Raw genomic sequence first — 25,381 nt, 5'->3', positions numbered from 1 at the left:
CTTGTTGAAGATGAGGAACTAGGGACTGAATCACCGTATCTGTTGTTTCCCCAGCCTTAACCATTAATAAAATTTTCCGTGGAACTTCGAGCGAATCGACCAGATCTTCAATACTGTAGGTTCCGTGAATGTTTTTATCCTTTGCTTCTTTGTTGGAGAACTCATCTGTTCGATCTGTCCAATAATCATAAACAGCTACCGAATAGCCTTTACTTTCGATGTTTAGTGCTAGGTTCATCCCCATCACACCTAAACCAATAACGCCCATTTGTTTCTTAGTCATAACCCTACCCCATTCAATTATGTTATTTACCACATTTTACTTCTAAAATAATAAAACTTCGTACTATGGCTAATCCGCAGTATGGAGATTTCAAGTCTAGACGCAAGTGCCTCTGAACAGGCGCTTCCGCTTTTGTTCTTTACCACCAATTAAATTGATCAGCCTGCAATAGTTGATTAGCAGCTTCTGGCCCATCTGAACCAGCAGGATAAGGATGTAGAGGTAGTGAATTCTCTTGAAATGCTTTTAATAAGGGTTGAATCCACAGCCATGATAATTCAACTTCTTTCCAATTGGCGAAGAATGTTGCATTTCCGCGAATCGCATCAAATAGAAGTAGTTCATATGCTTCTGGCTGATCCTCTGTAATAGTAGAGAAGTTTATGAAATTAGGCTCAAATTGGTTACTTGAAGGGTTTTTCATATTTATCATTAAAGAAATACCTTCACTTGGACTAATTTCAAATATCAATAAGTTTGGGGTCAAGCGATCTGTATGTTTCACATCGTTCTTAAACTCGATGACAATCTTGGTGGATTTTCTACCTATCCGTTTACCAGTCCGTATATAAAAGGGAATTCCGCTCCAAGATGGATTGTCAATATGTAGACGAGCTGCGAAATAAGTATCATTCATTGAGGACGCATCAACCCCGGGCTCTTCTGTATAACCAACAACCGGAGTATCGAAAATCTCACCGGCTTGGTATTGACCACGAACAATGTCCCGAGCGATATTTTCTATATAAATAGGTCGAAGAGATTCCATGATTGTTACTTTTTGTTTTCGAATTTCCTCAGCGGTCATCTTTTCAGGGAGGTGAAGGGCTGTCATCATAACTAACTGAAGTAGATGATTCTGAACCATATCCCGAATTGCACCTGCTCGATCGTAATATTCAGCGCGTGTTTCAACCCCGACCGTTTCACTTGCTGTGATTTGTATATTAGCAATTCGTTTATGATCTAATATTGAACCAAATATCGGATTAGCAAATTCAAAGGATTCGAGATTTTGGACCATAGGTTTTCCGAGATAGTGGTCGATTCTATAAATTTCTTCATCACTAAAAGTACTGTTTAATGTCTCGTTTAATTGTCGTGCCGTCTTTAGGTCACTTCCGAAGGGTTTCTCGACAATCAGTCGTTTCCAGCCTTTCGTTTGACTGATTCCGCTCTTATTTAGACCTAATGTAATAACATCAACCAGTTGTGGAGCAACCGACAAATAGAAAAGTCGATTTCCGGGTATGTTTAATTCTATCTCACTGTCTTTAATAAGTTCATGGAGGTTTAGATATGAATCATCGTCTGCTGCATCAAATTTACAGTATCGAAACTTAGCTAAAAACTCATTCAATCCCGTAGTTTGGACAGTACTTCTAGAATATTCCCGAAGTGCACTTTCGACTTTTGATTGAAAAATGTCATCAGGAAAATAGTTTCTGCCTAAACCAATTATAGAGAATGAATCCGGCAATTTTCCATCAAGAAACAAATTATATAAAGCAGGAAATAATTTTCGTTTTGCTAAGTCTCCTGTCGCTCCGAATAAAACAAAGGTCATGTCTTGCATTGCCCATTCTTCTTGAAAATCAATTAATTGATCCTTTACTTGAGGGTCAACTAAGTCCGCTTCGTTATTCATTTTTGCTTTCCTCCAATTTTAATGTAGACAAGAATCATACTTGAAACAGTTTCAAGTATATCATTAAACGATGCGTGATTCTAAGACTATAGATGAAATCATATACAGAGGACATGCATGAAATTAGCGTCAGTTTTGGTATACTGAGCTGGTAACTAAAGTAGTTTTGCTAGACGGCAGGCTAAACTACATGCGAGGATAGCTTTAGAGTTAGACACTAAAAATAAAGGACGGGTTGCTAAAATGAAAATGTATGATGTAACAGGGACCATTTATGAAGGTATGACCGTTTACAAAGATAAGCCTGAAAAACAACCGAAATTTAATCGAGTAACAAATGGCTATGTAACTGAAACTCGGATGGAGATAGATGTGCATACTGGAACACATATTGATGCGCCGCTTCACATGGTTGTAGATGGAGATACATTCGAATCAATTTCAATGGAAAGTCTTGTGGGGCAGTGTAAAGTACTTGATTTAACAAATGTAGAAGACGGAATTTCTAAACAGGATTTGGAAAAATTCGAGATCCAAAAGAATGATTTTGTTCTATTTAAGACGAAAAACTCATTTGAGGATACGTTTAATTTCGATTTTATTTATCTAGCACAAGATGGGGCGAAATATCTTTCCGACATTGGTATTCGTGGAGTCGGAATAGATACGCTTGGAATCGAAAGAAGCCAAGAAGGGCATCCAACACATAAAACATTATTTGCAAACGATATCATTATTATTGAAGGGCTTCGCTTAAAAGAAGTTGAACAAGGGGACTATTTTATGGTTGCTGCACCTTTAAAATTAACGGGTACAGATGCATCACCTGCAAGAGTGTTATTATTTGAAGGACTACAATAAAGTTCATTAATTGATAATCAAGTCCCGCCGGATGAATAGTTCCGGTGGGATTTTGTTGTTTGCGGCGACAAAATGTCTTTAATCTAGTGATGTGGTAAAGTGAAGTGAATATATAGGATAACAGGAAATGAACTTGTGAGAGGTGGTTTTTAGTATGAAACAGTGGACGAAAGAAATTAAAATTGATGCCCCTATTGAGCAAGTGTGGAAATATTTTGATGGGTCATTAGAAAATATGCAAAAGATTATGCCGCAAGTCGTTGGAAACGAACCTGTAAAAATAGTAGATGGAATGGTTGGAAGTATATATTTACAGAAATATAAAGAAGGTAAGCGCGTGATGGAGTACGATGTAGAGACGTTAGAGTATATAGACTCTATGAACGAGAAAAACCTGAAAATAGGGTTCACACTAGCTAATATGTTCGATATTACGGCTCGATTCGAACTGGTCAAGCTCGACGATCATAAAACTTCATTTAAATACACCGCGACGAATCGTCCATTAAAGTGGTTCGTGAAATTATTTTCACTGTTTGCTACAGACAAAGTAGTTGTTGAATTTGTGCAACGCGTAAAAAAAGTAGCTGAATCGGAAAACTAAACTTTTTACCAGTCACCAAAATTAGTTAATGGACCCAAAAATGAACGGACAAAAGCATTTTCAAATAATTTGCTGTAAATAGTGAAGGTCATCCCATCAGAAGTATCTACGAGGTGGGATGGCCTTCTCATTTTTACTTTGCTTGAACGTTCTTATTTTTTCGTATTCAAAGGTTTGATATTCGCTTCAATAGCCGCACGTTTACCTTCCAAAAATGGTGGTAGTGCAAGTGATTCACCCAATGTTTCTAGTGGCTCATCTGTTGCGAATCCAGGCCCATCTGTTGCAAGTTCGAATAGGATGCCATTTGGCTCGCGGAAATATAAAGAAGTGAAATAGAATCGTTCTACAATCCCAGAGTTTGGCAAGCGTGTACTGTTAATTTTATCAATCCATGCATGCAGTTCTTCTTCGTCGTCAACTCGGAAGGCTACATGGTGAACGCCACCTATCCCTTGAACCTCAGCAGGTAAATCTGTGCGTGGTTCAACGAACACTTCAGCTCCCGTTCCGCCTTCTCCGACTTCCATAACGATGATGTCATCTTGTCCTTCGACAAGTGCTGGAACGCGGTTCTTCTCCGTAAATCCAAGAATCTGAAGCGCTGCGATTGTCGGTTCAGGAGTGCGGACAGTTAGTCTAACTGGACCAAGCCCGGTTATCCCATACTCAACCGGAACAAGACTCTTATCCCATGGAGTTCCAGTTGCAGCGACTGTGTTTGTCTCATCGGATACAAGCGTCAATTGCTGACCTTCCGCATCTTCGAAGAAAATAACATTGCGACCAGCAAATTCTGAAATAGGTTCATGTTTAACGTTAAATTCAGTAAAGCGTTCAATCCAATAGTTCAACGCGTCGTTACTAGCTACACGAAGCGATGAGTTGGAAATGCTGCTGACGCCAGCTCTTTTTGGTCCAGCATTGGGGAAATCAAAGAATGTCAGTTCAGTTCCTGGATTCCCTTTTTCATCTCCGTAAAATAAATGATAAGCAGTTGTGTCGTCCTGATTCACTGTTTTTTTCACTAGCCTCATACCAAGTACCTCTGTGTAAAATTTAAAGTTATGTGCTGCGCTTCCTGTCATCGCAGTAAGATGGTGTATACCTTTTACGTTCATCTTTATCAATCCTCTCTGTGATAAAATCTTCATAATATTATCTTGAATTCAAGATAATATTACAGCGGCGGGATGAAATTGTCAAGTGATGTGCGCCTTCTGGGTTTCAATTTCCACACATATCTTTTATTTTTATCTTCATAGGTGTTCGTTAGGAATCTTCTTTAAACTGGAAAGAAACTACAAAAAAAGTGCGAACTATTTTTATGATTAGATAGCTTATTTACGAAGAAGTTGATATAATCTATATTATTAGAAAGTTATTTACGTACTTGGATAAATGAAGGGATATCGTTTAAGCGTTAAGGTAACGCTTATCTTGGTATTCCTTTTTAATCACATAATATACGGAAATAGCCCAATCAGCTGGCCTGAAAATTAGACATAGGGAGATGCACACATCATGACGAACCATGCAATTACAATCACTTTGAGTGAATCAAAAAAACAAAAACCACAAGCAGATCAATTAGAATTCGGAAGAGTGTTTACTGACCATATGTTTATAGCTGACTATTGTGAAGGGCAAGGCTGGACGGATCACAGAATCGTTCCATATGCGCCACTTGAGCTGGATCCGGCGGCAACTATTTTTCACTACGGTCAAACAATTTTTGAAGGGTTGAAAGCTTATGTAGGCAAAGAGGGGCAAGTTCTGTTATTTCGCCCTGAAGAAAACATGCGTCGCATGAACAAATCAAGTGATCGCTTATGCATGCCGGCTTTCAATGAAGAAATCGCAATCGAAGCTTTAGAAAAACTAATTACTATTGATAAGGACTGGATTCCTGGAACAGAAGGAACATCCCTGTACATAAGACCATTCATGGTTGCGACTGAACCCTATCTCGGCGTTTCACCATCGAAGAAATATAAATTCATTATTATCCTATCTCCTGTTGGATCGTATTATAAAGAAGGAATTCATCCGGTTAAAATTCTCGTTGAAAATGAGTATGTGCGTGCAGTAGAAGGCGGAACTGGTACAGCAAAAACGGCTGGTAACTACGCGTCCGGACTAAGAGCACAAGAAATAGCAAGCAAAAAAGGTTATTCACAAGTTCTTTGGCTTGATGGAGTTGAAAGAAAGTATATAGAAGAAGTAGGAAGCATGAACGTCTTCTTCAAAATTAATGGTGAAGTCATTACACCTGTTTTAAATGGCAGTATTTTAGAAGGGATTACGAGGAAGTCAATCCTTCAATTACTGAGACATTGGGACATTCCAGTTGTTGAACGTAAAATTTCTATGGAAGAACTTCGTTCGGCACACCAGGCAGGTATTTTAGAGGAAGCCTTCGGAACAGGAACAGCGGCAGTAGTTTCGCCAATTGGGGAACTTAATTGGGGCGATGACATAATGATCGTTAATAATAATGAAACCGGTGAATTATCTAAAATACTATATGAGACACTAACAGGTATTCAAACTGGTAAAGTGGAGGATCCATTCGGATGGGTAGTCGAAGTCACTGATACGGTAAAAGCATAACTGTTCCTTCTATAATAAAGTAAGAAAAGGGTAGCCCTTCCAAGGTGCTATCCTTTTCTTTTTGCACAGTCTGGAAAGTCCCGCATATAGTAGGGAAGCGCCTAGTATTCTTAACAGGCAATACCTAAATGCATAACGGAAGGGGATTGTGTGGATAAATCATCATCAAATCACAAACATGTCGTAGATGAAAACAGTAAGGATAAACAGTTGGAACAATTCCGTGTGAATAATGCAGGTACAAAAATGACGACAAATCAAGCACTGAAAGTGTCGAACGATGAGGAGTCATTGAAAGCGGGTATTCGTGGTCCGACATTAATGGAGGACTTCCATTTTAGGGAAAAAATAACCCATTTTGACCACGAGCGAATTCCAGAGCGGGTTGTACACGCCAGAGGATATGCAGCTCACGGAGTTTTCGAATTGTATGAATCCATGAAGGAGTTTACAAAAGCCAAGTTTCTACAAGAGCCCGGAACAAAAACACCGGTTTTCACTAGATTTTCAAATGTCGTAGGAAGCAAAGGTTCTGCGGATACTGTAAGGGATGTAAGAGGGTTTGCTGTTAAGTTCTATACGGAAGAAGGTAATTATGATCTTGTGGGCAATAATATTCCCGTCTTTTTCATCCAAGATGGGATTAAGTTCCCGGATCTTGTCCATGCGATACAGCCAGAACCGCATAACGAAATGCCGCAAGCTGCCTCTGCCCATGATACGTTTTGGGATTTCGTAGCTAACAATCAGGAATCAGCGCATATGGTCATGTGGCTGATGTCAGATCGGGCAATTCCAACTAGGTGGCGGATGATGGAAGGATTCGGTGTTCACACATTCCGATTCGTCAATGCGGAAGGCAAAGCGCGGTTTGTGAAGTTTCACTGGAAGCCTTTACTCGGCGTACATTCGCTTGTCTGGGATGAGGCGCAGAAAATTTCAGGAAAAGATCCGGACTTCCAGCGACGGGATTTATGGGAGTCAATTGAACATGGGAACTTTGCGGAGTATGAATTTGGCGTGCAGATGATTGATGAAAAAGATGAATTCATGTTCGATTTTGACGTGCTTGATGCAACTAAACTTTGGCCGGAAGAAATTGTTCCTGTAAAAATATTTGGCAAGATGACACTAAATCGTAATGTTGACAACGTCTTCGCCGAAACAGAGCAAGTTGCGTTCCACCCTGGCAATGTCGTACCTGGAATTGACTTTACGAATGATCCACTTCTACAAGGCAGATTGTTTTCTTATTTAGATACGCAGCTCATTCGTCTGGGGGGGCCGAATTTTACTGAAATCCCAATCAATCGTGCCGTCTGTCCATTCCATAATAATCAGCGAAATGGCTATAGTCGACAGAGAATTGACGTCGGCCAGGTAAGTTACCATAAAAATTCACTTGCTGATAATACACCGTCCACCTCAACTGCGAAGGAAGGCGGATTCGTCCATTACGCAGAAAAAGTGGAAGGGCGTATCATTCAAGCGAGAAGTGATTCGTTCAAAGATTTCTTTTCTCAGGCAAGGCTTTTTTGGAACAGTATGTCACCACCAGAGAAGCAGCATATCATTGATGCCTTCATCTTTGAAGTTGGAAAAGTACAAAGTCGTGACGTCAGACAGCAGGTCGTCGATATGTTCGTTCATGTTGATAAAGCTATGGCCGACATGGTGGCGGACGGCGTCGGAGTGAACCGTCCTACTGGTAAGCAAGTGAACGTCAAGGCCTCATCACCTGCACTCAGTCAGGCAAATACGACGAGAGTCCCTTACACATTGAAAGTCGGCGTACTGATTGGCAATGACTTTAATGGTGAAGAGGTGAAAAGAACTGTCAAAACGTTAAGGAAATATGGTGTTACTGTGGATATCGTTGGTGAAAAACTTGGCACAGTGAGAGGTGCTGATGGTCTTAATGTGATTGTTAATGAAACATTTCTTACAATGGATCCGGTGTTGTTTGATAGTTTATATGTTGTTGGCGGTACGGCTGAAAATCAAGCAAAGTTCAATTCGAATATCCAATACTTTATTAACGAATCGTTCAAGCATTATAAACCGATAGGATTTGCATCGACAGGCGCTCCTTTCTTCGACTTATCAAATGCAAAGGTGGGACCTGGAATTGTATTCGCGACCGATAATCCCAACTTCGATAATGAGTTTGTAACAGCAATCGCACAACAACGCTTCTGGGACAGAGAAATTTATTGAAGAATGACCGCTCCGGATTAGAATTAGGGGCGGTTTTTTCTTTATTCGTTTAACTAGTCTGAAATCATGTATACTAGTTTATAAAGAAGATAGGGGATGATTTCTTATGATAAAAGCGATTGTTTTTGATTTGGACGATACGTTACTGTGGGATAAAAAGAGCGTGGAAACGGCATTCCTAAAAACATGTGAATACGCGGCCCAAGTACATGATCTTAATCCCGCTGAACTTGAAGAAGCTGTTAGATTGGAAGCTAGAAAGCTTTACGAAACGTACGATACATATGATTTCACACAGATTATTGGCATTAACCCGTTTGAAGGCCTGTGGGGCACATTTGATGATGAAGGCGTTTATTTTCAAAAGATGAAAGCAATTGTCCCAGGCTATCGTAAAGAAGCATGGACAAATGGGCTACAGCGAATAGGTATAAATGATAAAAATCTTGGCAGCACGTTAGCGGAACTATTTCCACAGGAACGAAAAAAGCATCCTTTTCTATATGAAGAAACATTCAAAGTATTGGACCGTCTAAGAGATACATACAAACTCGTTCTCTTAACAAATGGTTCGCCAAGTTTACAACAAACGAAACTTGAAATTACATCTGCACTCGTCCCTTATTTTGACCAAATTATCATCTCAGGCGCATTTGGAATAGGGAAGCCCGATGCATCTATATTTCAACATGTCCTTGCTGAAAGCGGTGTAACTGCAGATGAAGCAATAATGGTAGGTGACAATCTAATGACCGATATCTTAGGGGCATCGCGTGTAGGAATGCGTTCCGTTTGGATTAACCGGGAGAATAAACTGCCAAGTGAAGAAGTTGTACCAACTTATGAAATTGATCATTTAGAGAAGCTATTTCCAATTCTTGAAGAGTTGACGAAGAAAGAAGCCGTACAGTAGGCAACCTATTTACTTTATAAGTTCCAAAAGTGGATTGATAAACTACTAACATTAAAAAACGAAAAGGCGTGCCTATTTGGTTAACGGATTCGATTGATGGGGAGAAAACATCGAGTAACAGCTCAATAGGGGACATAATTCGCATATGAATTGGTGTCTCCTATTTTGTTGTCTTATCAATGCTCTATTCAATTTGACATGTTTATTAGCATATCGATAGGCACGCAAATTGAATACACCACATAAATTTATGAGGTGTTGCTAAAACTAGTGCTAAAACTGAGGTCGTTCGTTTAATATAAAGCGAACTAATTTTGAAGGGATTTGGAGATTTTATGTTTAGTTAAATCTGTATATTGTGAAGGTTTACACTTAAACTAACGATGCAGTTTAGTTGAATAAAAAAGTATCTCAAATTTGGGATTTATAAACGTATAGAATATAAAGAAAGGGGCTGTGCTTATAATGAAAAGTAAAGGGATGTTAAAGTTTGTTATAAGTGTTTTCTCAGTTTTATTACTCTTGTCAGGGTGTTCAAGTAAACCTTCTTTAGATTTAGTCAGTTCAAAAGTCGAACTTAGAAATGATGAAGAGAGACTAGGGGGAGTCGGTATTACCTCAGGCGAAAAAAAGGGTGAAATTATAGTACCTATTGCGCTCAGTTATGATTTCGTTTTAAAAAATACTGGCAAAAAGAGCTTCGGGGAAACCAAGAAGTTAAATAAACAGAACTATGAATTTGATGATGGAATAAAAGTGAGTATTGAACCGAATGAAAAATTAAAGGCGGTTTCTGAAGAAGTAATGGGCATTAATATTTACGACGAGGAAGGGCATATAGGTTTGGGAAGGTCGATTTTGGCCGTTCTTGAGCCAAATCAAGAAGGAACATACACCTTTGATTATACTTTAGGAGCGTTAGAAAAAAATCCTGATCTAAAACTTGCCCCATCCTCCGAACAATTAGAAAAGTTGAAGGAACATGCCATGGATGCATTTTTAACTGTGTCTATCGAAGGTGAAGAAATCGCACGTTTTGACCTTAGTAATTCAGATTGAGTTACCTTAAACATCTTTTAATAAATACACTTTTCTTCTTAAACTAACGGTTGCTTTAGCAGAACAACGCTGTCATTAGAAAGCCTTTATTCTTATTCAACTAAAGAAGCAGGTTAGTTCAAGATGAAATTCGATTTTGAAAGATAAAATTAATGACCCTTTACGCACTTCGCAGAATTCTCATAGGTCAATCTAAAAACAAAGTTCCCATTGAATAAAAAAAACTCAGTAATATAAGAATGTTAAAATTAAGATACTTTAAGTCAGGGGGATAAAAAATGCATACAAATAAACGTTCATCAATTATTTTAGTAGCTTTAACAAACATTATTATCCTTTGTCTAACTCAATATTTATATGTTTTTATGAAGGGTGAAAAAATTGAATCAGATAATTTTCAACTCTTATATTTTCCTTTGATTATTGTGTCTGTTAATCTATCCCTCTGGTTTAGTAGATTTAGAATTAAATTCTATTTACATTGGATTTTTGCATACATAGGTTATTTTTGTTCCATTTTTATCTTTTATATTATTAATTATATTAATGTAGATACTTCGGAAGACTTTCTGCCTGGTGAAGCTTATTTCGATTTACTTTTAACTGTTGCTATATTTTCACCATTACAATTAATTATCTTGCTTTTTTTAAATGGCGTTACCAATATACTTTATAAAGGGTATTCCTATCTAATAAAAAGATAAGTCTAAACAAAAAAAAGTCCATCGGCTGCCTTTACAGGGCGCTTTTTCTTATTGAGTAATGGAGGTAACTACTTCCGTGAACGGGCGTTATGTTAACCTGGTGTGTATAGAGAATACAAACCCGTTCAGTGCTCGAATCGAGTTTCTTATTCAACTAACGGGGCAGTTTAGTGCAATAAGGCAAAAATTTTGAAGGAGTTGTCTAATTACATTTTTGTACAATATTGGAGGGGTGATTGAAACGTGTTAAAGACTACAAACTTGAAGAAAACTGTTTTCAAAATTTTAGTTTTTGTTATCATTTGTTTTGCATTTGAATACCAAAAGCCTATATTGACAACTGGGGAAGCTGAAGGTTATGCAGTTTTGTGTTTGAACGTTCCACCAAAAGAATTGGAAATAAAAGCTGTTAATATTACTTTTGATGACATTACACTGAAGAAATTGTCTATTGATAAAAAGAGTGGTTTTTTTAATCAATACACTAATAAACGCGATTTGAGTATAACTTTGAAAACAAAAAATGGAGAAGAACCAACCGTTAAAATTAATGCATATAATGGAAAATGCCTTGGAGTGACTGGTCCATTAAATTAACAGGATGTTCTGTTGCTTCTTATTTGAACTAACGGGGCAGGTTAGTTCAATAAGAAACGTCATATAAAGTTATCTGGTATATAATTGGAATATTGGAGGGGGATTATAATAAATAAACGAAGGGAAGCTACGCCTAAATTTTTAGTAGTGATATCCATTATTTTTGGCTTATTTGTAATTATTCAAAGCGTTCAAGTTATTTACACGCCCCATACATTTGTAAGAGTTGTTAACTTAATATCTACAATCTTTGTATCTGGAGCAATTGGTGCCTTTATTAGAGAAATATTTATTTTAAAAAAGAAAAAGTAAATATTAATAAAATTCTCCAACTAACGGGGTGCTTTAGTAAAATAAGGATAGTAAATATAAATCAAAAAACGTTCAGATTTTCTGAGCTATTTAATTTTTAACTTATACTTGAGGTGAAGAAAGTGTCTTTTAGGGTTGTCATCCAATTGGTTTTAGCATCAATACTGTTACTGTTTTCTACTGGGGCCGCGTGGTATGAAGGTAGCGCACTACTAGAGCATTCTTGGGAATGGAAGCATACAGCGATTTTTTCTGGAATAGTCAATGGACAAGTGGAGAACACAAGCGATATTCTACCCATTGATTATTTTTTATATGCTGCCAAATTTGCACCTTTATTTCCTTTGCTAATGTTGTTAAGTGGTACATATCTCATTATCCTTATGGGGTATATTTCATTCAAAAGTAACTATACGGGATTCATATATTACCTAACTTCTATTGGTGTTTTATTCTTGGTGTTAAGTGGTTTCGTGTCTAATTCTCCAACTAGCGGGTTGAAAATTATTTTCGCTAGTCTGTTGTTTATTGGTATTTTATTTCTGGTTATTGCGTTGGTTAGACTATATAGGGTGAAATTAAGAATCCCATTGAATCCGCTGCGGCGCTAGGGGATGCCTCCCGCCCTAAGCCAGGCAGCTTCGCTACCAGTCTGATGGCTTCGGCTACCCATGTAAGGCTCCTTCGCTCAGCTTATATAGGTATTTATTTGTCCAATATTTAGGGTATGAAAAACGCGTTTAAGGGGATTATTAAAATGAATTATAAATTACATTTTGAAATACCGGTAGTGAAAGAGAATGGAGAAAATGATTACTGGGTACCTTTGAGGAAATATTTTTTGGATCAATCGGACAATATTGAGATCCACTGCTGGAGTGTTGAAAGGGCTTTGATAGAAGAAATGGAATCAAGGGTCAAAGAATCCTATGAAATATCTACTGAAAATGGAATGACTATTTTCAAAGGAAATAAAACAGTGGAGATGCTTGATTATTTATTTACTAATTTAAACCGAAATAGTGACATCAAATGGTTTTCAATCTTTCTTAAAAAAATAAAACTTCAATTTTCAGTTCTGAACATAACGGAACGGAATACTTTGCGGACATGGTAAATGAAAAAGATATCAAATTTATCAAATCCATAATGCCAAAAAGAACGTCTTTTAATAAATATAAATAATCTATTGTGGAACTAATTAGATATCCCTTTTATTTATTATGTATTAATTTCATAGGCAGGGAATCAGGCACTGTTGTAGAAAAGTTAGCTGTGTAGTCATTTTGAGCGTTTGAAAGTTTATTTGTTCACTCACTATTTTTAATAAAGAAATATGGATAGAATCATCAGATGTTGTCTGATGACTCTATCCATTTGTTTAGTGACTATATATTCGGCACTATACTTCACCCGTATAACGAACAAATCTAGTGAAGGAGCGACACTAATGAAAGGCAGCCCAATATCGCCGCGTCCTGCGGCAAAGGCTGCACACCCGCATCCTGCAGGCGCCGAAGCAATAAGACCTAGGAGGGATGCAGTTCAATCCCTCCCCAGTGATCTTCTGCGGGCTTATTGCGTAAGGCCATCACCAAGCGACATAGCGGTGTTGGACGAACATTCCAATTGTTAAGTACCGGCTATATAAAATATTTAAATAAACCAAAATTATGCTTACAAATCAATCGCAATAACATCAAAGATATCTTCAAGCTCTTTCAAGCGTTCAACGTTTGCCTTCTCAACATGATTATCGACAGACAGCATCATGATTGCATTGCCGCCAACAGTGGACCGGCCAACTTGCATCGTTGCAATGTTGATGTTTTCGATTGCTAGTAATGTTCCGACTCTACCAATAGCACCGGGCTGGTCTTTATGTTTAATAAACAGTAAATGGCCATCAGGTTTTACGTCGACAAGGTTATCATCGACTTTGACGATGCGTGCACCTAAACCGTTCAGTAAAGTTCCTGCAACGCGTCTTACTCCATTCGTTGTCGATACTTCAACAGTAACTAAGTTTGAAAAACCTTTCGATGTAGAAGTTTTATGTTCATTGACCTTTATGCCGATACGGTCCGCCAAAAACTTAGCGTTAACATCATTGACATGTGTGCCAAGATTACGTTTCAATAGACCTTTCAGCGTGTTGCGTGTCAAAGGACGGACATCAGATTCAGCAAGTTGTCCTGAGTAATAAATGTTTACTTCCTCGATAACACCCTCTGCTAAATTGGATAGGAATACTCCTAACTTTTCAACTAAGTCAAAGAACGGCTCAACTTTAGCCAACGCTTCTTTTGAAACCGAAGGAAGATTAACTGGGTTTTGCACTGCACCGCCATTTAAGAATGTGACAACATCACGGCTAACATCAATTGCAACACTTTCTTGCGCTTCAATCGTACTTGCACCTAAGTGTGGAGTCGCGATGACTTCAGGGAGTGTCAGCAGTTTATGGCCAACAAATGGTTCTGTTTCAAAGACATCGAGTGCAGCTCCAGCGACTTTCTTCGATACAATTGCATCATATAATGCATCTTCATCAATAATTCCACCGCGTGCACAGTTAATAATTTGAACGCCGTCTTTCATCAAATTAAAGGCTTCTTTATTGATCATATGCCGCGTCTCTTTCAAAAGTGGAGTGTGGACAGTAATAAAGTCTGCTGCTCTTAGTACTTCTTCAACAGTTCCCGCGGTAATACCCATTTTCTTCGCTTTCTCTTCAGTTAAGAAAGGATCATAGGCAATGACATTCATTCGCTGTCCTTTTGCTCTTGCCGCAACTTCCGCACCGATACGACCAAGACCTACCACGCCGAGTGTCTTATTTTTTAATTCAACGCCAATGAATGATTTGCGGTCCCATTGTTGGTTTTTCAATGAATTGAAGGCTTGCGGAATTTTGCGTGCAAGGGACATTAGCATTGCAATTGTATGTTCAGCAGCGGAGTTCGTGTTGCCGTCCGGAGCATTGACGACAATAATTCCATGTTCAGTCGCCGCATCTAAATCGATATTATCGACGCCGACACCAGCACGTCCAATGATTTTTAGTTTCGTTGCTTTTTCAATAATTTCGCGCGTCACTTGTGTTTGACTGCGAACAAGTAAGGCATCGAAGTCGTGAATTTTCTCAGCTAATTCAGCAGCAGTATTTGTTGTGTCCACTACGATATTTAAGCCCTCAGCTTGTCTTAATGGGAAAATACCATCTTCACTTAACGGATCGCTAATTAGTATATTAAAAGTCATTTAGACCAACACTCCTTCGTTTAAGTAGACTTGTTGTGCAGCAGCAGTGCCTTTTCCTAATTCAATAGCTTTGCCGATTTTGAGTAAGCCGATTTCCATCGCACTAATCGTTTGAAGGACATCTGCCGGGGAACAGTACCCCATATGGCCGATGCGGAATATTTTACCACTTAAATGCTGTTGACCGCCTGCCACAATTAAACCGAACTCTTGTTTAATCACTTTTCTAAACGCTTCTGCATCGAAGTCTTCAGGTTTAACCGCTGTGACAGTAGGGGAGGCATCTTTATCACTCGTTAATAAAGGAATACCTAATGCCCGGAAAGCGGCGCGCGTCATGTTCATCATCAAAATATGGCGTGCATTTACTTGTTCGACTCCTTCTTTAGCGATAAGCTGAAGAACTTGTTCCAAGCCGAATAACAATGAAAGTGCAGGTGTGAAAGGGGTCGTATCTTTTAACAAATTGTCGCGATATCTTACTAAATCCATATAGTAGCGTGGTTGTGGATTATTTTCGATGATAGTCCAAGCGCGATCACTTACAGCGATAAAAGCTAGTCCTGCTGGTAGCATGAATGCTTTCTGAGAACCTGTTACTAAGACATCGATTCCCCAGTCATCCATTTTTGTTTCAACACCGCCAACGCAGGAAACGCCATCGACGACGATGAGTGCGTCTGACACTTCACGGACTGCCTGTGCGAGTTCCTTGATAGGATTTAATACGCCAGTCGAAGTCTCGCAATATGTAGAAAATACAGCTTTGATTTCAGGATGCTCTTGTAGATAGCATTTAATTTCTAGGGGATTCAGCGCTTCGCCCCATTCGACATTTAAGCTTTGAACCTTAATATTGTAAGCATCACAAATTTTTGAGAAACGTTCACCGAATGCGCCTGTAACAATGACTAATACCTCATCGCCAGGTTTCACAATATTGACAACAGCAGCTTCCAAACCAGCTGTTCCACTGCCTGTTAAAATAACAACATCTTGTGTCGTGCCGAAAATCCGTTGCAGACCCGGTGCGATATTTTTAAGCATATTCGATGTCTCTTGTCCTCGGTGGCCAATCATCGGTTGACTCATCGCTCGTTGTACACTTGGTGGGATAGGGCTTGGTCCTGGAATTCGTAGTAGCATTTGGTCTGGTAACATCTTCATTCTCCTCTCGATTTTGGGAATAAAAAAAGCCCTCCTCCCCTTACAAATAAATGTAAGGGGCGAAAAGCTGAAATACTCACGCGGTACCACCCTTTTTACTGTCAAAAAAAATAGACAGTCTTGGTTAGCATGCTTAACGCGCATGTGACGGATAAACCTACTAGATGTTTCAGTTTATCTATTCCAGAGTGCTACTTTACTGCGAAATCACTGATTTGCACCACCCATCAGCTCTCTTAAGATTTCAGTAAATAAAGTGTGTCTCCATCAAAATAGTTAGATTAGTTATGGAATTAGAACTAATCATAACAAATGAAATGCGAATGTCAAGTACCATTTTATCCGAAACTACGTTTTTCTGAGTCCAATTGGTAGAGGAATCTAGTTAGGAGCGGTATCCTTTCCTATAAGAACTAAATAAGGAGTGAGGACATTTGGTTGCTGATAAAATAAAAAAGTTCAATTCGATTCCACTTTCCGTTTTGGACCTTTCACCAATAAATGAAGGTAGCAATGCAACACAGTCCTTCAAAAATAGTGCGGAATTGGCACAGCATGTTGAGAAATTAGGATTCAATCGATACTGGTTCGCTGAGCATCACAATATGCCTGGCATTGGAAGTTCTGCAACATCGGTACTGATAGGTCATATTGCAGGAGTAACAAAACAAATTCGCGTCGGTTCGGGCGGTATTATGTTGCCTAACCATGCGCCACTTGTTATCGCCGAGCAGTTCGGTACACTTGAATCAATCTATCCGGGACGAATCGATTTGGGCCTTGGACGTGCGCCAGGTTCTGACCAAGCAACTGCTTATGCACTACGTCGCACATTACAAAGTACTGGTGACGATTTCCCAGAACAATTAGCCGAACTTCAGTCTTATTTTGAACCGGACAGATCTGCTCGTGTTCGCGCCTTTCCAGGTGAAGGACTTGATATCCCCATCTGGCTTCTTGGTTCGAGCGGCTTCAGTGCACAACTAGCAGCACAGAAAGGCTTACCATTTTCTTTCGCAAGTCACTTTGCACCTGCCTATACTTTGCAGGCATTGCAGTTATACCATCAAAATTTTAAGCCATCCAAGTTTTTGAAGGAACCGTATGCCATGCTTGGGATCAATGTCATCGCAGCGGAGACGGACGAAAAAGCGGAGTGGTTAGCAACTTCACAACAACTGCAATTCCTTGGAATCACTACGGGAATGCCGTCACAACTTAGACCACCCGTCGATAATATCGATGAGTTTTGGTCACCACAACAACGAGCATCTATTAAGCAAACACTTGATCCTCGTACAACAATTGTTGGCAGTCCCGAAACTGTTAAACGCAAGCTCGAAAGTTTCATTCAAGAAACAAGGGCAAACGAGTTAATTATCAATACGCAAGTATATAGTCATGAAGATCGCTTGCGTTCATATAGCATAATTGCAGATATGATGGATTAAATAAGTGAAAGTCGCAACCTTTAATTAGGATTGCGGCTTTTTATTTTGAATAGTTATTTAATTTAGTAGATAATATGGTAAAATATAGACGATTGAAGTATATAGGGGGTAATGAGGTGGGCAATATGACAAAGACAGAGACGATTGTTGAAAACTACCATGGCATTGATGTTGCAGATCCTTTTCGCTGGCTCGAAAAGCCGGAAACTGTAGAGGTAAAGACTTGGATTGATGAGCAAAATGAAGCGACTCAAAACTACCTAGCAACGTATGCAGAACGGGAAAAAGTAAAAGAGAAATTAACGAAATCCTGGAATGATCCTAAATACTCCGTTCCGCAAAAAGAGGGGGACTATTATTATATTCATAAAAATAATGGACTACAAAACCAAGCTGTTTTTTATCGGACAAAGGATTTATCGACAGATGAGCTTGAGGTCATTATTGACCCGAATACGTTAAATGAAGAAGGAACAGCGGCTATAACAAATCTTGCGTTTACGAAAGATGGGAATCGCTTGGCTTATGGCGTTTCAATGAACGGAAGTGATTGGCAGGAAATTCGAATCCGCAATTTACAGTCGGGCATAGACGAGTCTGACGTTATCAAATGGTGTAAGTTCAGCAGTATAGCATGGAATGAAGAAGGAAGCGGGTTTTATTATAATCGATTCCCTGAACCCGGGACGGTAGATTCTGAAGATGAGAGTAACTATAATCGTGTGTATTGGCATACGGTTGGCACAGTCCAAGCTGAGGACGTTTTGGCGTATGAGGACACTGAGGATAAAGAATTATCTTTTAATCCAATGTACTCTGATGATTATTGTTATTTGATTTTATCAGTATGGAAAGGAACAGAAAATAAGAGCCGGATCTATTATCGTGATGAACAAGCCGATGCAGGATTTGTTCACTTACTTGCTGACGATGATGGGGAATATTCGTTTATTGGAAATGAAGGGAAGCTCTTTTATTTCACAACAAATTATGGTGCTTCTAAGGAAAAAATTATTGCTGTCCATTTGGATAAACCGGGGAAAGAGCATTGGGTTGATATCATTTCCGAACAGGAAGACGTACTTACATTCGCAAAAATCATTAACGAGCAATTTGTCGTTTGCTATTTGCAGAATGCCCATTACAAACTACGTATTTATGACTTAGAGGGGCAGTTACAAAAAGAAGTGCCTCTTCCTAATTACATTTCATTATCTGGCGTGACCGGTAAGAAAACAGCGTCAACGATGTTCATAGGCTACACTTCTTACTTGGTGCCGACAACCATAGCACGCTATGATTTTGAAAAGGATGAATTGGATACTGTCTTCGATACGTCGGAGCTGTTTGAAACAGCTGGTTTTGAGACTACTCAAGTATTTTATCCATCCAAAGATGGTACGCATATTCCGATGTTCCTAACGCATCGAAAAGGGTTGGAATTGACGGGTGATAATCCTGTTTTGTTGTATGGCTATGGCGGTTTTAATGTTAGCTTGACTCCGGCTTTTTCTCCATCACAGCGTATGTGGATTGAGGCGGGCGGCGTGTATGCGGTTGCGAATTTACGTGGTGGTGGGGAGTTCGGTACGAAGTGGTACAAAGCGGGGACGTTGGGGCAAAAGCAGAATGTCTTCGACGACTTTATTGCCGCGGCGGTGTGGTTGATTGAACAAAACTATACGAACAGCAAGAAACTCGCCATTATGGGCGGGAGTAATGGTGGATTGCTTGTTGCTACATGCATCACTCAGCGGCCTGATCTATATGGGGCGGCACTTTGTCTCGTTCCTGTCACTGATATGTTGCGTTATCATAAATTTACCGTGGGACGCTATTGGGTGACCGATTATGGAAATGCTGAAACAAACAAGGAACAATTTGAGTTCATGTACAAGTATTCTCCGCTTCACAATGTCAAAGAAGGAATCGAGTATCCGCCGACACTTGTTACGACAGCTGATACGGATGACCGTGTAGTTCCGTGGCATGCGACGAAATTTGCGGCAACATTGCAAGCATCACAACAAGGAAATAACCCAATCCTTCTGCGAGTGGAAAAGAATGCTGGTCATGGAATGGGTAAACCGACAGTTAAGATCATCGAAGAGCAGACAGATATGTATTCGTTCTTGTTTAAAACATTGGAGATTGAAATTTAATTTAGGCAAGTACCGAAACAAAAGTAACGAGTTCTTTTGATAGAGAAACTACAGATCTATTCGCTATAGCGGGTAGGTCCTAGTTTTGATGGTGTATGCATTTCTATGGTTTTTTCAATAAAAAGGTAACAGATTTAAGGTGGATTTCACGGGGGGAACCTTCAGAGTTATTTGAAACTAGTAGTGATTTACAACCTATATAAATTCTTGAGGTGAGTTGGAAATGGTTTCACTTTTTCTTTTTTATTTAATAGGAATACCTGTTTCCGTGCTTTTACATGAGGTGGGTCACGCAATGGGCGTAATAATATTTACAAAAGAAAAACCGCATGTATATCTTGGTTCCGCAAATGATTCAAATAAGAAAAACTTTCAAATTGGAAGGATACAATTCCACATGAATTGGGCATATTTTGGTTTCTGTGCCGTGAACAACAAGACAGACTTCTCGAAATTTCAAAACATCATGTTTTTCATAGGTGGGCCAATCGTCTCTCTGGTGCTGTTTGTTACCGCTTATCTTGCGATGGCAGAAGTAACACATTTTGAAACCAAGAACTTTCTAAATGGAATTGTTTACTGTAATCTCTTCATGTTTATCTGCACGATTATTCCCATTAGATACCCAAAATGGTGGAAACCTTATGCGGGACTTCCTTCGGATGGTTATCAAATTCTTATGTTATTAAAAAGGGGAATTAATTAAAGATAGGGTTGGTAAGAACGATGGAATCTGCGGCTAAACTGTGATAAGGTTGCGGTTTTTCGTATAATTTATTGTTCGTTTTTTTATTAAACTCTGCATCACTTTTAAAGTCAGTTTGACAGTTTTAATAGAATTGAGGGGTGGAATTTTGAAAGATAGACATTTATTTTTATTTGGAGGAAGTCCGCCGTTTGGTAAAATTCTTGGAAGAAAGTTTGCAAACCTTTCCTTAAACGATAATGGGAAGGTAGCGATTTTATTTATTGAAAAAGATGGCTGGGAAGATTATATGAAAAAATATAAAAGTGTTTTGGAGGAAAATGGTTTAGTTCAAGTTACTTATCTACCACTTTCTTCGAAACCTTCAAAAAGCACCATAGAGGAGCTGATTTCTTGCACTGGAATAATTATTTGTGGAGGAGAAACGGAGCTTTATCATAACTATATCGTTGAGACATTAATGGCTAAACATATTAGAGAAATGTATGAACAGGGCGTTCCGGTATCAGGATTTTCAGCGGGTGCTTTAATTTGTCCCAAAAACTGCGTGATACCCCCAATAGATAACACGGAAAATAAGCATCTATTTCTCAATGGACTTGGGCTAATAAAGAATTGTTGTATAAGTGTTCATTTCACTAAATGGGATGAAGAAGAAAACTTGAAAACTGCTTTAGCTAGAACCCAGTTATCAATAGGTTATGGAATTGATGATGAAGCAGGAATCTATTTTAAAAATGAAACACTTTCACTAACGGAAGGGAAAATAATTAATTTCGTTATTGACTAAAAAAGTGCCCCTTTACTTGAAGAAGAAACCGGAAAATTGGCATTTAGGTGAGAAGGGGGCGGGGTTTTTTAAGATGAAACGTATTCGAAAATAAAAAGCATCGATGTGATTACCGATGCTTTCCGCTTAATTCATTTTTGCTTGTCTTGTCGTTCCCAAATTCTAAGCGAAGGATACGGATCAAAAGCCCATTCTGTTCGACCGTTATATTTGTACATCCCATAGTGGAGATGAGGAGGGAATCGGCCGGACGTCCCTGCTTTTCCGTAACCTGAGCTTCCTACTGAACCAATGATGGTCTTTGGCTCAACGATGTCGCCTTCTTTCAAGTCTTTATTGAAATAAGCTAAATGGGCAAAATAATGGTACGTATTATGGGTGTCACGAATGCCGACCCTCCAACCTCCGAAGTCATTCCACCCCATTATTTCGATAACCCCGTAAGATGTGGCTCGAACTGGGGTACCATATCCGGCGAATAAATCGGTCCCCTCATGAATCCTTCTGCCACCCCACCCTCTGCTAGCACCCCATGTCCCTTTGTAACTGTAATTGTAATTAGTTGGAACAGGAAAGGCATGTTCATCCAAGTCCAGCGTTTCAAAGCGCTTATATAGTTTTGCGATTGTCATTATTTGTTTAACTGTGTCCTCGCGCTGGTAATAATCCCATATCGCCAACTTGAAATCTTCCTCGGCTTGCCCATATGCGCTTAAATAAGTTGCCATTGTATAGAGAATGTCTTCTGCAACGTTTGGATCAGCTAACCCGTCATCATTGCCGTCGAGTCCATTCCCGTCAAAGTAGGCAATCGATTCAGCAAGGATGTCCCGTTTATCGGGGTTTAGTGGACCTGTCCAATAATCATCAGAAAATTGAATGGAGATGGATCCTTCTTTCTTCGGAATATCCGTTCGAACTTGTTGGATGTTACGTTCAAATTGATCAACGGCCGCTAAATAATACCAAGGGACAGTAACGTTTTCAAAACGTAAATATAGACGCATTCGTTCATCTAGGATATTTTCTTTTGTCGGCTCCTCTTTTGCCGAAACAACCGTCAAAAACAAAAATGACCATGCAATGACATACATCGGTAAGATAAACCAGTGACGCACGAAAAAACCTCCTCTTTATACATATGTTATTTAGAATTCCCCAATTGGATTTATTCATGAGTGTATTTCTGGAAAAACAATTCAGAATTGAACTTGTGTAGACTTGGTCACTGTCCCTTTAAAGATTGGCGTATATTAATGTTTTCCTTACACATAATACAATTGAATTCCATTACGCAAGTGGAGAGAAAGGGAGAGATAAATTGGGTATTTTAAATGGTGAACCAAAAGATGAACCATTGCACTATGGTGAAGTACTAGGATCATGGGCATTTGTTGGGGCAAATAATGGGCTAATCAGTGCTTATGAAGGATTTGTTAATCATGCAGGTGACGAGGAGCTTATCGAACTTTTAAAAGAAGCAATAAAAACGATGAAATCGGAAAACAAACAACTTGAAAACATTTTAAAAGAGAATGGAATTGCATTGCCACCGTCATTGCCAGAGCGTCCAAAAGCGAATGCGGAGGATATACCGGTTGGTGCAAGGTTTATGGATCCTGAAATCAGCGGTGCCATCTCGATAAATGTCGGACAAGCTCTCGTGTCTTGCAGTCAAGTGATGGGGCAATGCCTGCGTGAAGACATTGCAATGTTGTTCGGGAAATTCCATACGGATAAAATGCTGTTCGGTTTTAAATTATTAAGAATGAACAAAGAAAAAGGCTGGATTATTCCGCCCCCGCTCCATAAGGGTTCTCCCAGTCAGTAACGAAACGAAAAGGACTTTGTCATTAAGTTGACAAGGTCCTTTTCATATTGCGTAATGAAAGTCTTATATGGTAAGCTATTCCATAAAACTTCAAGAGGGATGATTCAGATGATTCGACAGCTTATGGAAGAAGACAGGAGAGTTACATTGAATTTCGTTTCTCAGAAGGCGGCGGAAAATCTTTTTATCATAGGGGATATTGAAGCGTATGGATTTACTAATCCGATTCAGAAACTATGGGGCGATTTTATCGAAGATGGTGAGTTACGGGGTATCTTATTAAAATATGATGGAAATTTCATTGTCTATGCGCCGGGGGAATTCGATGCAAAAGGGTTTGCTGAAATTATCAATCATGATGAAAAGTACGAGTTCATTTCAGGAATCGAGCAGATCGTTATTAAATTGGAACCGTATTTGACTAGTAAACCGTCAAATCCACGTGTACTTTATTATGCTAAATGTGAGCATGCTAAAGATTTGCAAGAAGTTCCTGCACAAATTGAAGTGAAGAAAGCTACGCCCGATGACGCGGAACGAATAATCGATCAAATGTATGGAATACCCGAATTTGCTACGAGAACGTTCAGTGTTGAACATAAACGTGAGTCAATTAGTAATAAATCTGCGCGGACGTACTTCATCGAAGAGGATGGGCGGTTAATAAGTTCCGCATCGAGCACAGCGGAAAACAGCCAATCTGCCATGATTGTTGGCGTCGGTACATTGTCAGGATACGAGAAAAAAGGGTTAGCTTCGTTTTGTATGTCTGTACTTTGTGCCGAACTGCTTGATGAGGGTAAGATGCTCTGTCTTTTCTATGATAATCCTGCTGCAGGCTCCATCTATAAACGAATTGGTTTTGTCGATATTGGCAAATGGTGCATGTGGAGTTTCGAATAACAGAATGATCTAGTTGATATACGACTATAATTCACTGAAAATAGTAAATAGTGGCTTTGTTAATGATATAATAAAATCGTATTTGTTAACTAAAAATTAGGAGTGAATTCAAATGGAAAAACTACAATCAATGGAACAATTCGATAAACTGAAAAATGAGGAGAGAACAATGTTCATGTTTTCCGCAGATTGGTGCCCCGACTGTAGAGTAATTGAGCCGTTATTGCCTGGAATCCAAGCAGATTATCCGGAATATAGTTTCATTCTTGTTGACCGTGATGAGTTTATAGATCTATGTGGAGACCTAGATATTTTTGGAATTCCAAGTTTTATCGCATTCCATAGCGGTGTTGAAGCGGGTCGTTTTGTGAGCAAGGACCGCAAATCGCAAACGGAAATCGAAGAATTTATTAACAGTCTTTCCGCTTAAATTAAGGGAAGGTACCGTTCGTCGAAAGGGATATTCCTTGGCAGCTATATTTTTTTCATGAGGACTAGAGGGAAGGGTATGTGCAAACTATACGGGTGCGTAAGAATATATTAGTTAACAGGGGGATTAGTGGATGAAACCAATTATTGGAATAACGACGGATTTTGAAGAAGACGGTAGAAATATATTAAAAAACACATATGTACAGGCAGTTATTCGGGCGGGTGGATTGCCTATGATTATTCCAGTTGGGTTGGAGGAAGACGTTGATCAATTGGTCGAAATGCTTGATGGTCTTCTATTGTCTGGGGGAAATGACATCAATCCGATGTTGTTTAATGAGGAACCACATGCGCATCTTGGAGAAGTTTCACCAAGCAGAGATTCAAGCGAGCTGGAACTTGCGCGTCAAATGCTCAAAACGGGAAAACCGATTCTTGGCATTTGTAGAGGGCTGCAAGTACTGAACGTCGCAGTTGGTGGAACATTATACCAAGATCTTCATAAACAAAACGATGGGCCAATTCTTCAACACATACAAAAAGCACCCAACACGCATTCTTCCCATTATGTTCAAGTAGAAAAAGGAAGTTTGCTTGAATCGATTGCGGGAAGTGAACGCATTCAGGTGAATTCGTATCATCATCAATCACTAAAGGATGTACCGTCATTTTTCAAAGTTACTGGTGTAGCGAGCGATGGTATTGTGGAGGCAATTGAAAGTACGGACGAACAATTTGTATTCGGCGTTCAATGGCATCCTGAAGCATTATCGGAAAAAGGGGATGCTGTGTCCTTACGAATATTTGAAAGATTTATTAGCGCGTGTGCTAATTAAGGATAACGCCGTCAATAGAATGTATGAA

Annotated in this window: 24 protein-coding genes and 1 other annotated feature; of the genes, 18 read left to right on the top strand and 6 right to left on the bottom strand. The window is 39.2% G+C overall.

The window, feature by feature from the left end:
- Both I2483_RS15775 and zwf read right to left on the bottom strand, forming a co-directional pair.
- Window positions 1–283 (bottom strand): NAD(P)-binding domain-containing protein (locus tag I2483_RS15775; protein WP_255550477.1); only part of this gene is annotated, 283 nt, incomplete at its 3' end.
- Window positions 284–422: 139 nt separating this feature from the next.
- Window positions 423–1,859: a glucose-6-phosphate dehydrogenase gene (gene zwf, locus I2483_RS15770; protein ID WP_207278061.1), complete on the bottom strand. Its 1,437-nt coding sequence runs from the start codon at window positions 1,857–1,859 to the stop codon at window positions 423–425.
- 315 nt (window positions 1,860–2,174) lie between these two features.
- Here zwf and I2483_RS15765 point away from each other — a divergent pair, with 315 nt between their 5' ends.
- Window positions 2,175–2,792 (top strand): cyclase family protein, encoded by a 618-nt coding sequence (locus I2483_RS15765; protein ID WP_207278051.1) that lies wholly within the window; start codon window positions 2,175–2,177, stop codon window positions 2,790–2,792.
- A 154-nt stretch (window positions 2,793–2,946) separates the two neighbouring features.
- Complete coding sequence (locus tag I2483_RS15760; RefSeq protein ID WP_207278050.1) at window positions 2,947–3,396, top strand: SRPBCC family protein; 450 nt, start codon at window positions 2,947–2,949, stop codon at window positions 3,394–3,396.
- 152 nt (window positions 3,397–3,548) lie between these two features.
- On the opposite strand, the gene I2483_RS15755 is transcribed toward I2483_RS15760, so the two are convergent.
- Window positions 3,549–4,517, bottom strand: coding sequence for a ring-cleaving dioxygenase (locus I2483_RS15755; RefSeq protein WP_207278049.1), 969 nt, complete (start codon window positions 4,515–4,517; stop codon window positions 3,549–3,551).
- A 403-nt stretch (window positions 4,518–4,920) separates the two neighbouring features.
- Here I2483_RS15755 and I2483_RS15750 point away from each other — a divergent pair, with 403 nt between their 5' ends.
- The 8 genes from I2483_RS15750 to I2483_RS15715 all read left to right on the top strand — a co-directional run bounded on the left by I2483_RS15750 (window position 4,921) and on the right by I2483_RS15715 (window position 12,928).
- The gene (locus tag I2483_RS15750) at window positions 4,921–6,009 is read left to right on the top strand and encodes a branched-chain amino acid aminotransferase (RefSeq protein WP_207278048.1); all 1,089 of its coding nucleotides are present in this window, start codon (window positions 4,921–4,923) and stop codon (window positions 6,007–6,009) included.
- Window positions 6,010–6,159: 150 nt separating this feature from the next.
- On the top strand, window positions 6,160–8,226 hold the full coding sequence (locus I2483_RS15745; RefSeq protein ID WP_346267739.1) for a catalase: 2,067 nt from the start codon (window positions 6,160–6,162) through the stop codon (window positions 8,224–8,226).
- A 106-nt stretch (window positions 8,227–8,332) separates the two neighbouring features.
- Window positions 8,333–9,139, top strand: coding sequence for an HAD family hydrolase (locus I2483_RS15740; protein ID WP_207278047.1), 807 nt, complete (start codon window positions 8,333–8,335; stop codon window positions 9,137–9,139).
- 465 nt (window positions 9,140–9,604) lie between these two features.
- Window positions 9,605–10,198 carry a hypothetical protein gene (locus I2483_RS15735; protein WP_207278046.1) on the top strand — a complete coding sequence of 198 codons (594 nt, stop codon included), beginning with the start codon at window positions 9,605–9,607 and terminating at the stop codon, window positions 10,196–10,198.
- A 278-nt stretch (window positions 10,199–10,476) separates the two neighbouring features.
- Complete coding sequence (locus tag I2483_RS15730; RefSeq protein WP_207278045.1) at window positions 10,477–10,902, top strand: hypothetical protein; 426 nt, start codon at window positions 10,477–10,479, stop codon at window positions 10,900–10,902.
- Between the two features lie 243 nt (window positions 10,903–11,145).
- A complete protein-coding gene (locus I2483_RS15725; protein WP_207278044.1) occupies window positions 11,146–11,499 on the top strand; it encodes a hypothetical protein in 354 nt (117 codons plus the stop codon).
- 425 nt (window positions 11,500–11,924) lie between these two features.
- Complete coding sequence (locus I2483_RS19775) at window positions 11,925–12,422, top strand: YjdJ family protein (RefSeq protein ID WP_481886355.1); 498 nt, start codon at window positions 11,925–11,927, stop codon at window positions 12,420–12,422.
- Between the two features lie 146 nt (window positions 12,423–12,568).
- On the top strand, window positions 12,569–12,928 hold the full coding sequence (locus I2483_RS15715; RefSeq protein ID WP_207278042.1) for a hypothetical protein: 360 nt from the start codon (window positions 12,569–12,571) through the stop codon (window positions 12,926–12,928).
- Between the two features lie 560 nt (window positions 12,929–13,488).
- Here the strand turns inward: I2483_RS15715 and serA are convergent.
- A complete protein-coding gene (gene serA / locus I2483_RS15710; RefSeq protein WP_207278041.1) occupies window positions 13,489–15,075 on the bottom strand; it encodes a phosphoglycerate dehydrogenase in 1,587 nt (528 codons plus the stop codon).
- The gene (locus I2483_RS15705) at window positions 15,076–16,236 is read right to left on the bottom strand and encodes a pyridoxal-phosphate-dependent aminotransferase family protein (RefSeq protein WP_207278040.1); all 1,161 of its coding nucleotides are present in this window, start codon (window positions 16,234–16,236) and stop codon (window positions 15,076–15,078) included.
- A 58-nt stretch (window positions 16,237–16,294) separates the two neighbouring features.
- Window positions 16,295–16,522: a binding site (T-box leader), on the bottom strand.
- Between the two features lie 154 nt (window positions 16,523–16,676).
- On the opposite strand from I2483_RS15705, the gene I2483_RS15700 reads away from it, so the two are divergent.
- The 4 genes from I2483_RS15700 (at window position 16,677) to I2483_RS15685 (ending at window position 21,351) form a co-directional block, all read left to right on the top strand.
- Window positions 16,677–17,693 (top strand): LLM class flavin-dependent oxidoreductase, encoded by a 1,017-nt coding sequence (locus I2483_RS15700; RefSeq protein WP_207278039.1) that lies wholly within the window; start codon window positions 16,677–16,679, stop codon window positions 17,691–17,693.
- A 125-nt stretch (window positions 17,694–17,818) separates the two neighbouring features.
- Window positions 17,819–19,855 (top strand): prolyl oligopeptidase family serine peptidase, encoded by a 2,037-nt coding sequence (locus tag I2483_RS15695; RefSeq protein ID WP_207278059.1) that lies wholly within the window; start codon window positions 17,819–17,821, stop codon window positions 19,853–19,855.
- Between the two features lie 223 nt (window positions 19,856–20,078).
- Window positions 20,079–20,561 (top strand): hypothetical protein, encoded by a 483-nt coding sequence (locus I2483_RS15690; RefSeq protein WP_207278038.1) that lies wholly within the window; start codon window positions 20,079–20,081, stop codon window positions 20,559–20,561.
- Between the two features lie 148 nt (window positions 20,562–20,709).
- On the top strand, window positions 20,710–21,351 hold the full coding sequence (locus tag I2483_RS15685) for a Type 1 glutamine amidotransferase-like domain-containing protein (RefSeq protein ID WP_207278037.1): 642 nt from the start codon (window positions 20,710–20,712) through the stop codon (window positions 21,349–21,351).
- Between the two features lie 131 nt (window positions 21,352–21,482).
- On the opposite strand, the gene I2483_RS15680 is transcribed toward I2483_RS15685, so the two are convergent.
- Complete coding sequence (locus I2483_RS15680) at window positions 21,483–22,445, bottom strand: M23 family metallopeptidase (protein WP_207278058.1); 963 nt, start codon at window positions 22,443–22,445, stop codon at window positions 21,483–21,485.
- A gap of 227 nt (window positions 22,446–22,672) precedes the next feature.
- Between I2483_RS15680 and I2483_RS15675 the strand changes: the two genes are divergently transcribed.
- The 4 genes from I2483_RS15675 (at window position 22,673) to I2483_RS15660 (ending at window position 25,353) form a co-directional block, all read left to right on the top strand.
- A complete protein-coding gene (locus I2483_RS15675; RefSeq protein WP_207278036.1) occupies window positions 22,673–23,182 on the top strand; it encodes a DUF3231 family protein in 510 nt (169 codons plus the stop codon).
- 108 nt (window positions 23,183–23,290) lie between these two features.
- The gene (locus I2483_RS15670) at window positions 23,291–24,085 is read left to right on the top strand and encodes a GNAT family N-acetyltransferase (protein ID WP_207278035.1); all 795 of its coding nucleotides are present in this window, start codon (window positions 23,291–23,293) and stop codon (window positions 24,083–24,085) included.
- A 112-nt stretch (window positions 24,086–24,197) separates the two neighbouring features.
- Window positions 24,198–24,515 (top strand): thioredoxin family protein, encoded by a 318-nt coding sequence (locus tag I2483_RS15665; protein WP_207278034.1) that lies wholly within the window; start codon window positions 24,198–24,200, stop codon window positions 24,513–24,515.
- Window positions 24,516–24,648: 133 nt separating this feature from the next.
- Window positions 24,649–25,353: a gamma-glutamyl-gamma-aminobutyrate hydrolase family protein gene (locus I2483_RS15660; protein ID WP_207278033.1), complete on the top strand. Its 705-nt coding sequence runs from the start codon at window positions 24,649–24,651 to the stop codon at window positions 25,351–25,353.
- Window positions 25,354–25,381: the final 28 nt, after the last annotated feature.

Origin of the sequence: Sporosarcina sp. E16_3 (assembly GCF_017347125.1) — a bacterium.
GTDB lineage: Bacteria > Bacillota > Bacilli > Bacillales_A > Planococcaceae > Sporosarcina.
This window is presented reverse-complemented; position numbering and strand designations above follow the sequence as displayed.

Bases quoted from the DNA above. Each gene is read 5' to 3' on its own strand.
- zwf (WP_207278061.1), bottom strand. From the start codon at position 1,859: ATGCAAGACATGACCTTTGTTTTATTCGGAGCGACAGGAGACTTAGCA.
- I2483_RS15765 (WP_207278051.1), top strand. From the start codon at position 2,175: ATGAAAATGTATGATGTAACAGGGACCATTTATGAAGGTATGACCGTT.
- I2483_RS15760 (WP_207278050.1), top strand. From the start codon at position 2,947: ATGAAACAGTGGACGAAAGAAATTAAAATTGATGCCCCTATTGAGCAA.
- I2483_RS15755 (WP_207278049.1), bottom strand. From the start codon at position 4,517: ATGAACGTAAAAGGTATACACCATCTTACTGCGATGACAGGAAGCGCA.
- I2483_RS15750 (WP_207278048.1), top strand. From the start codon at position 4,921: ATGACGAACCATGCAATTACAATCACTTTGAGTGAATCAAAAAAACAA.
- I2483_RS15740 (WP_207278047.1), top strand. From the start codon at position 8,333: ATGATAAAAGCGATTGTTTTTGATTTGGACGATACGTTACTGTGGGAT.
- I2483_RS15735 (WP_207278046.1), top strand. From the start codon at position 9,605: ATGAAAAGTAAAGGGATGTTAAAGTTTGTTATAAGTGTTTTCTCAGTT.
- I2483_RS15730 (WP_207278045.1), top strand. From the start codon at position 10,477: ATGCATACAAATAAACGTTCATCAATTATTTTAGTAGCTTTAACAAAC.
- I2483_RS15715 (WP_207278042.1), top strand. From the start codon at position 12,569: ATGAATTATAAATTACATTTTGAAATACCGGTAGTGAAAGAGAATGGA.
- serA (WP_207278041.1), bottom strand. From the start codon at position 15,075: ATGACTTTTAATATACTAATTAGCGATCCGTTAAGTGAAGATGGTATT.
- I2483_RS15705 (WP_207278040.1), bottom strand. From the start codon at position 16,236: ATGTTACCAGACCAAATGCTACTACGAATTCCAGGACCAAGCCCTATC.
- I2483_RS15695 (WP_207278059.1), top strand. From the start codon at position 17,819: ATGACAAAGACAGAGACGATTGTTGAAAACTACCATGGCATTGATGTT.
- I2483_RS15690 (WP_207278038.1), top strand. From the start codon at position 20,079: ATGGTTTCACTTTTTCTTTTTTATTTAATAGGAATACCTGTTTCCGTG.
- I2483_RS15680 (WP_207278058.1), bottom strand. From the start codon at position 22,445: ATGTATGTCATTGCATGGTCATTTTTGTTTTTGACGGTTGTTTCGGCA.
- I2483_RS15670 (WP_207278035.1), top strand. From the start codon at position 23,291: ATGATTCGACAGCTTATGGAAGAAGACAGGAGAGTTACATTGAATTTC.
- I2483_RS15665 (WP_207278034.1), top strand. From the start codon at position 24,198: ATGGAAAAACTACAATCAATGGAACAATTCGATAAACTGAAAAATGAG.
- I2483_RS15660 (WP_207278033.1), top strand. From the start codon at position 24,649: ATGAAACCAATTATTGGAATAACGACGGATTTTGAAGAAGACGGTAGA.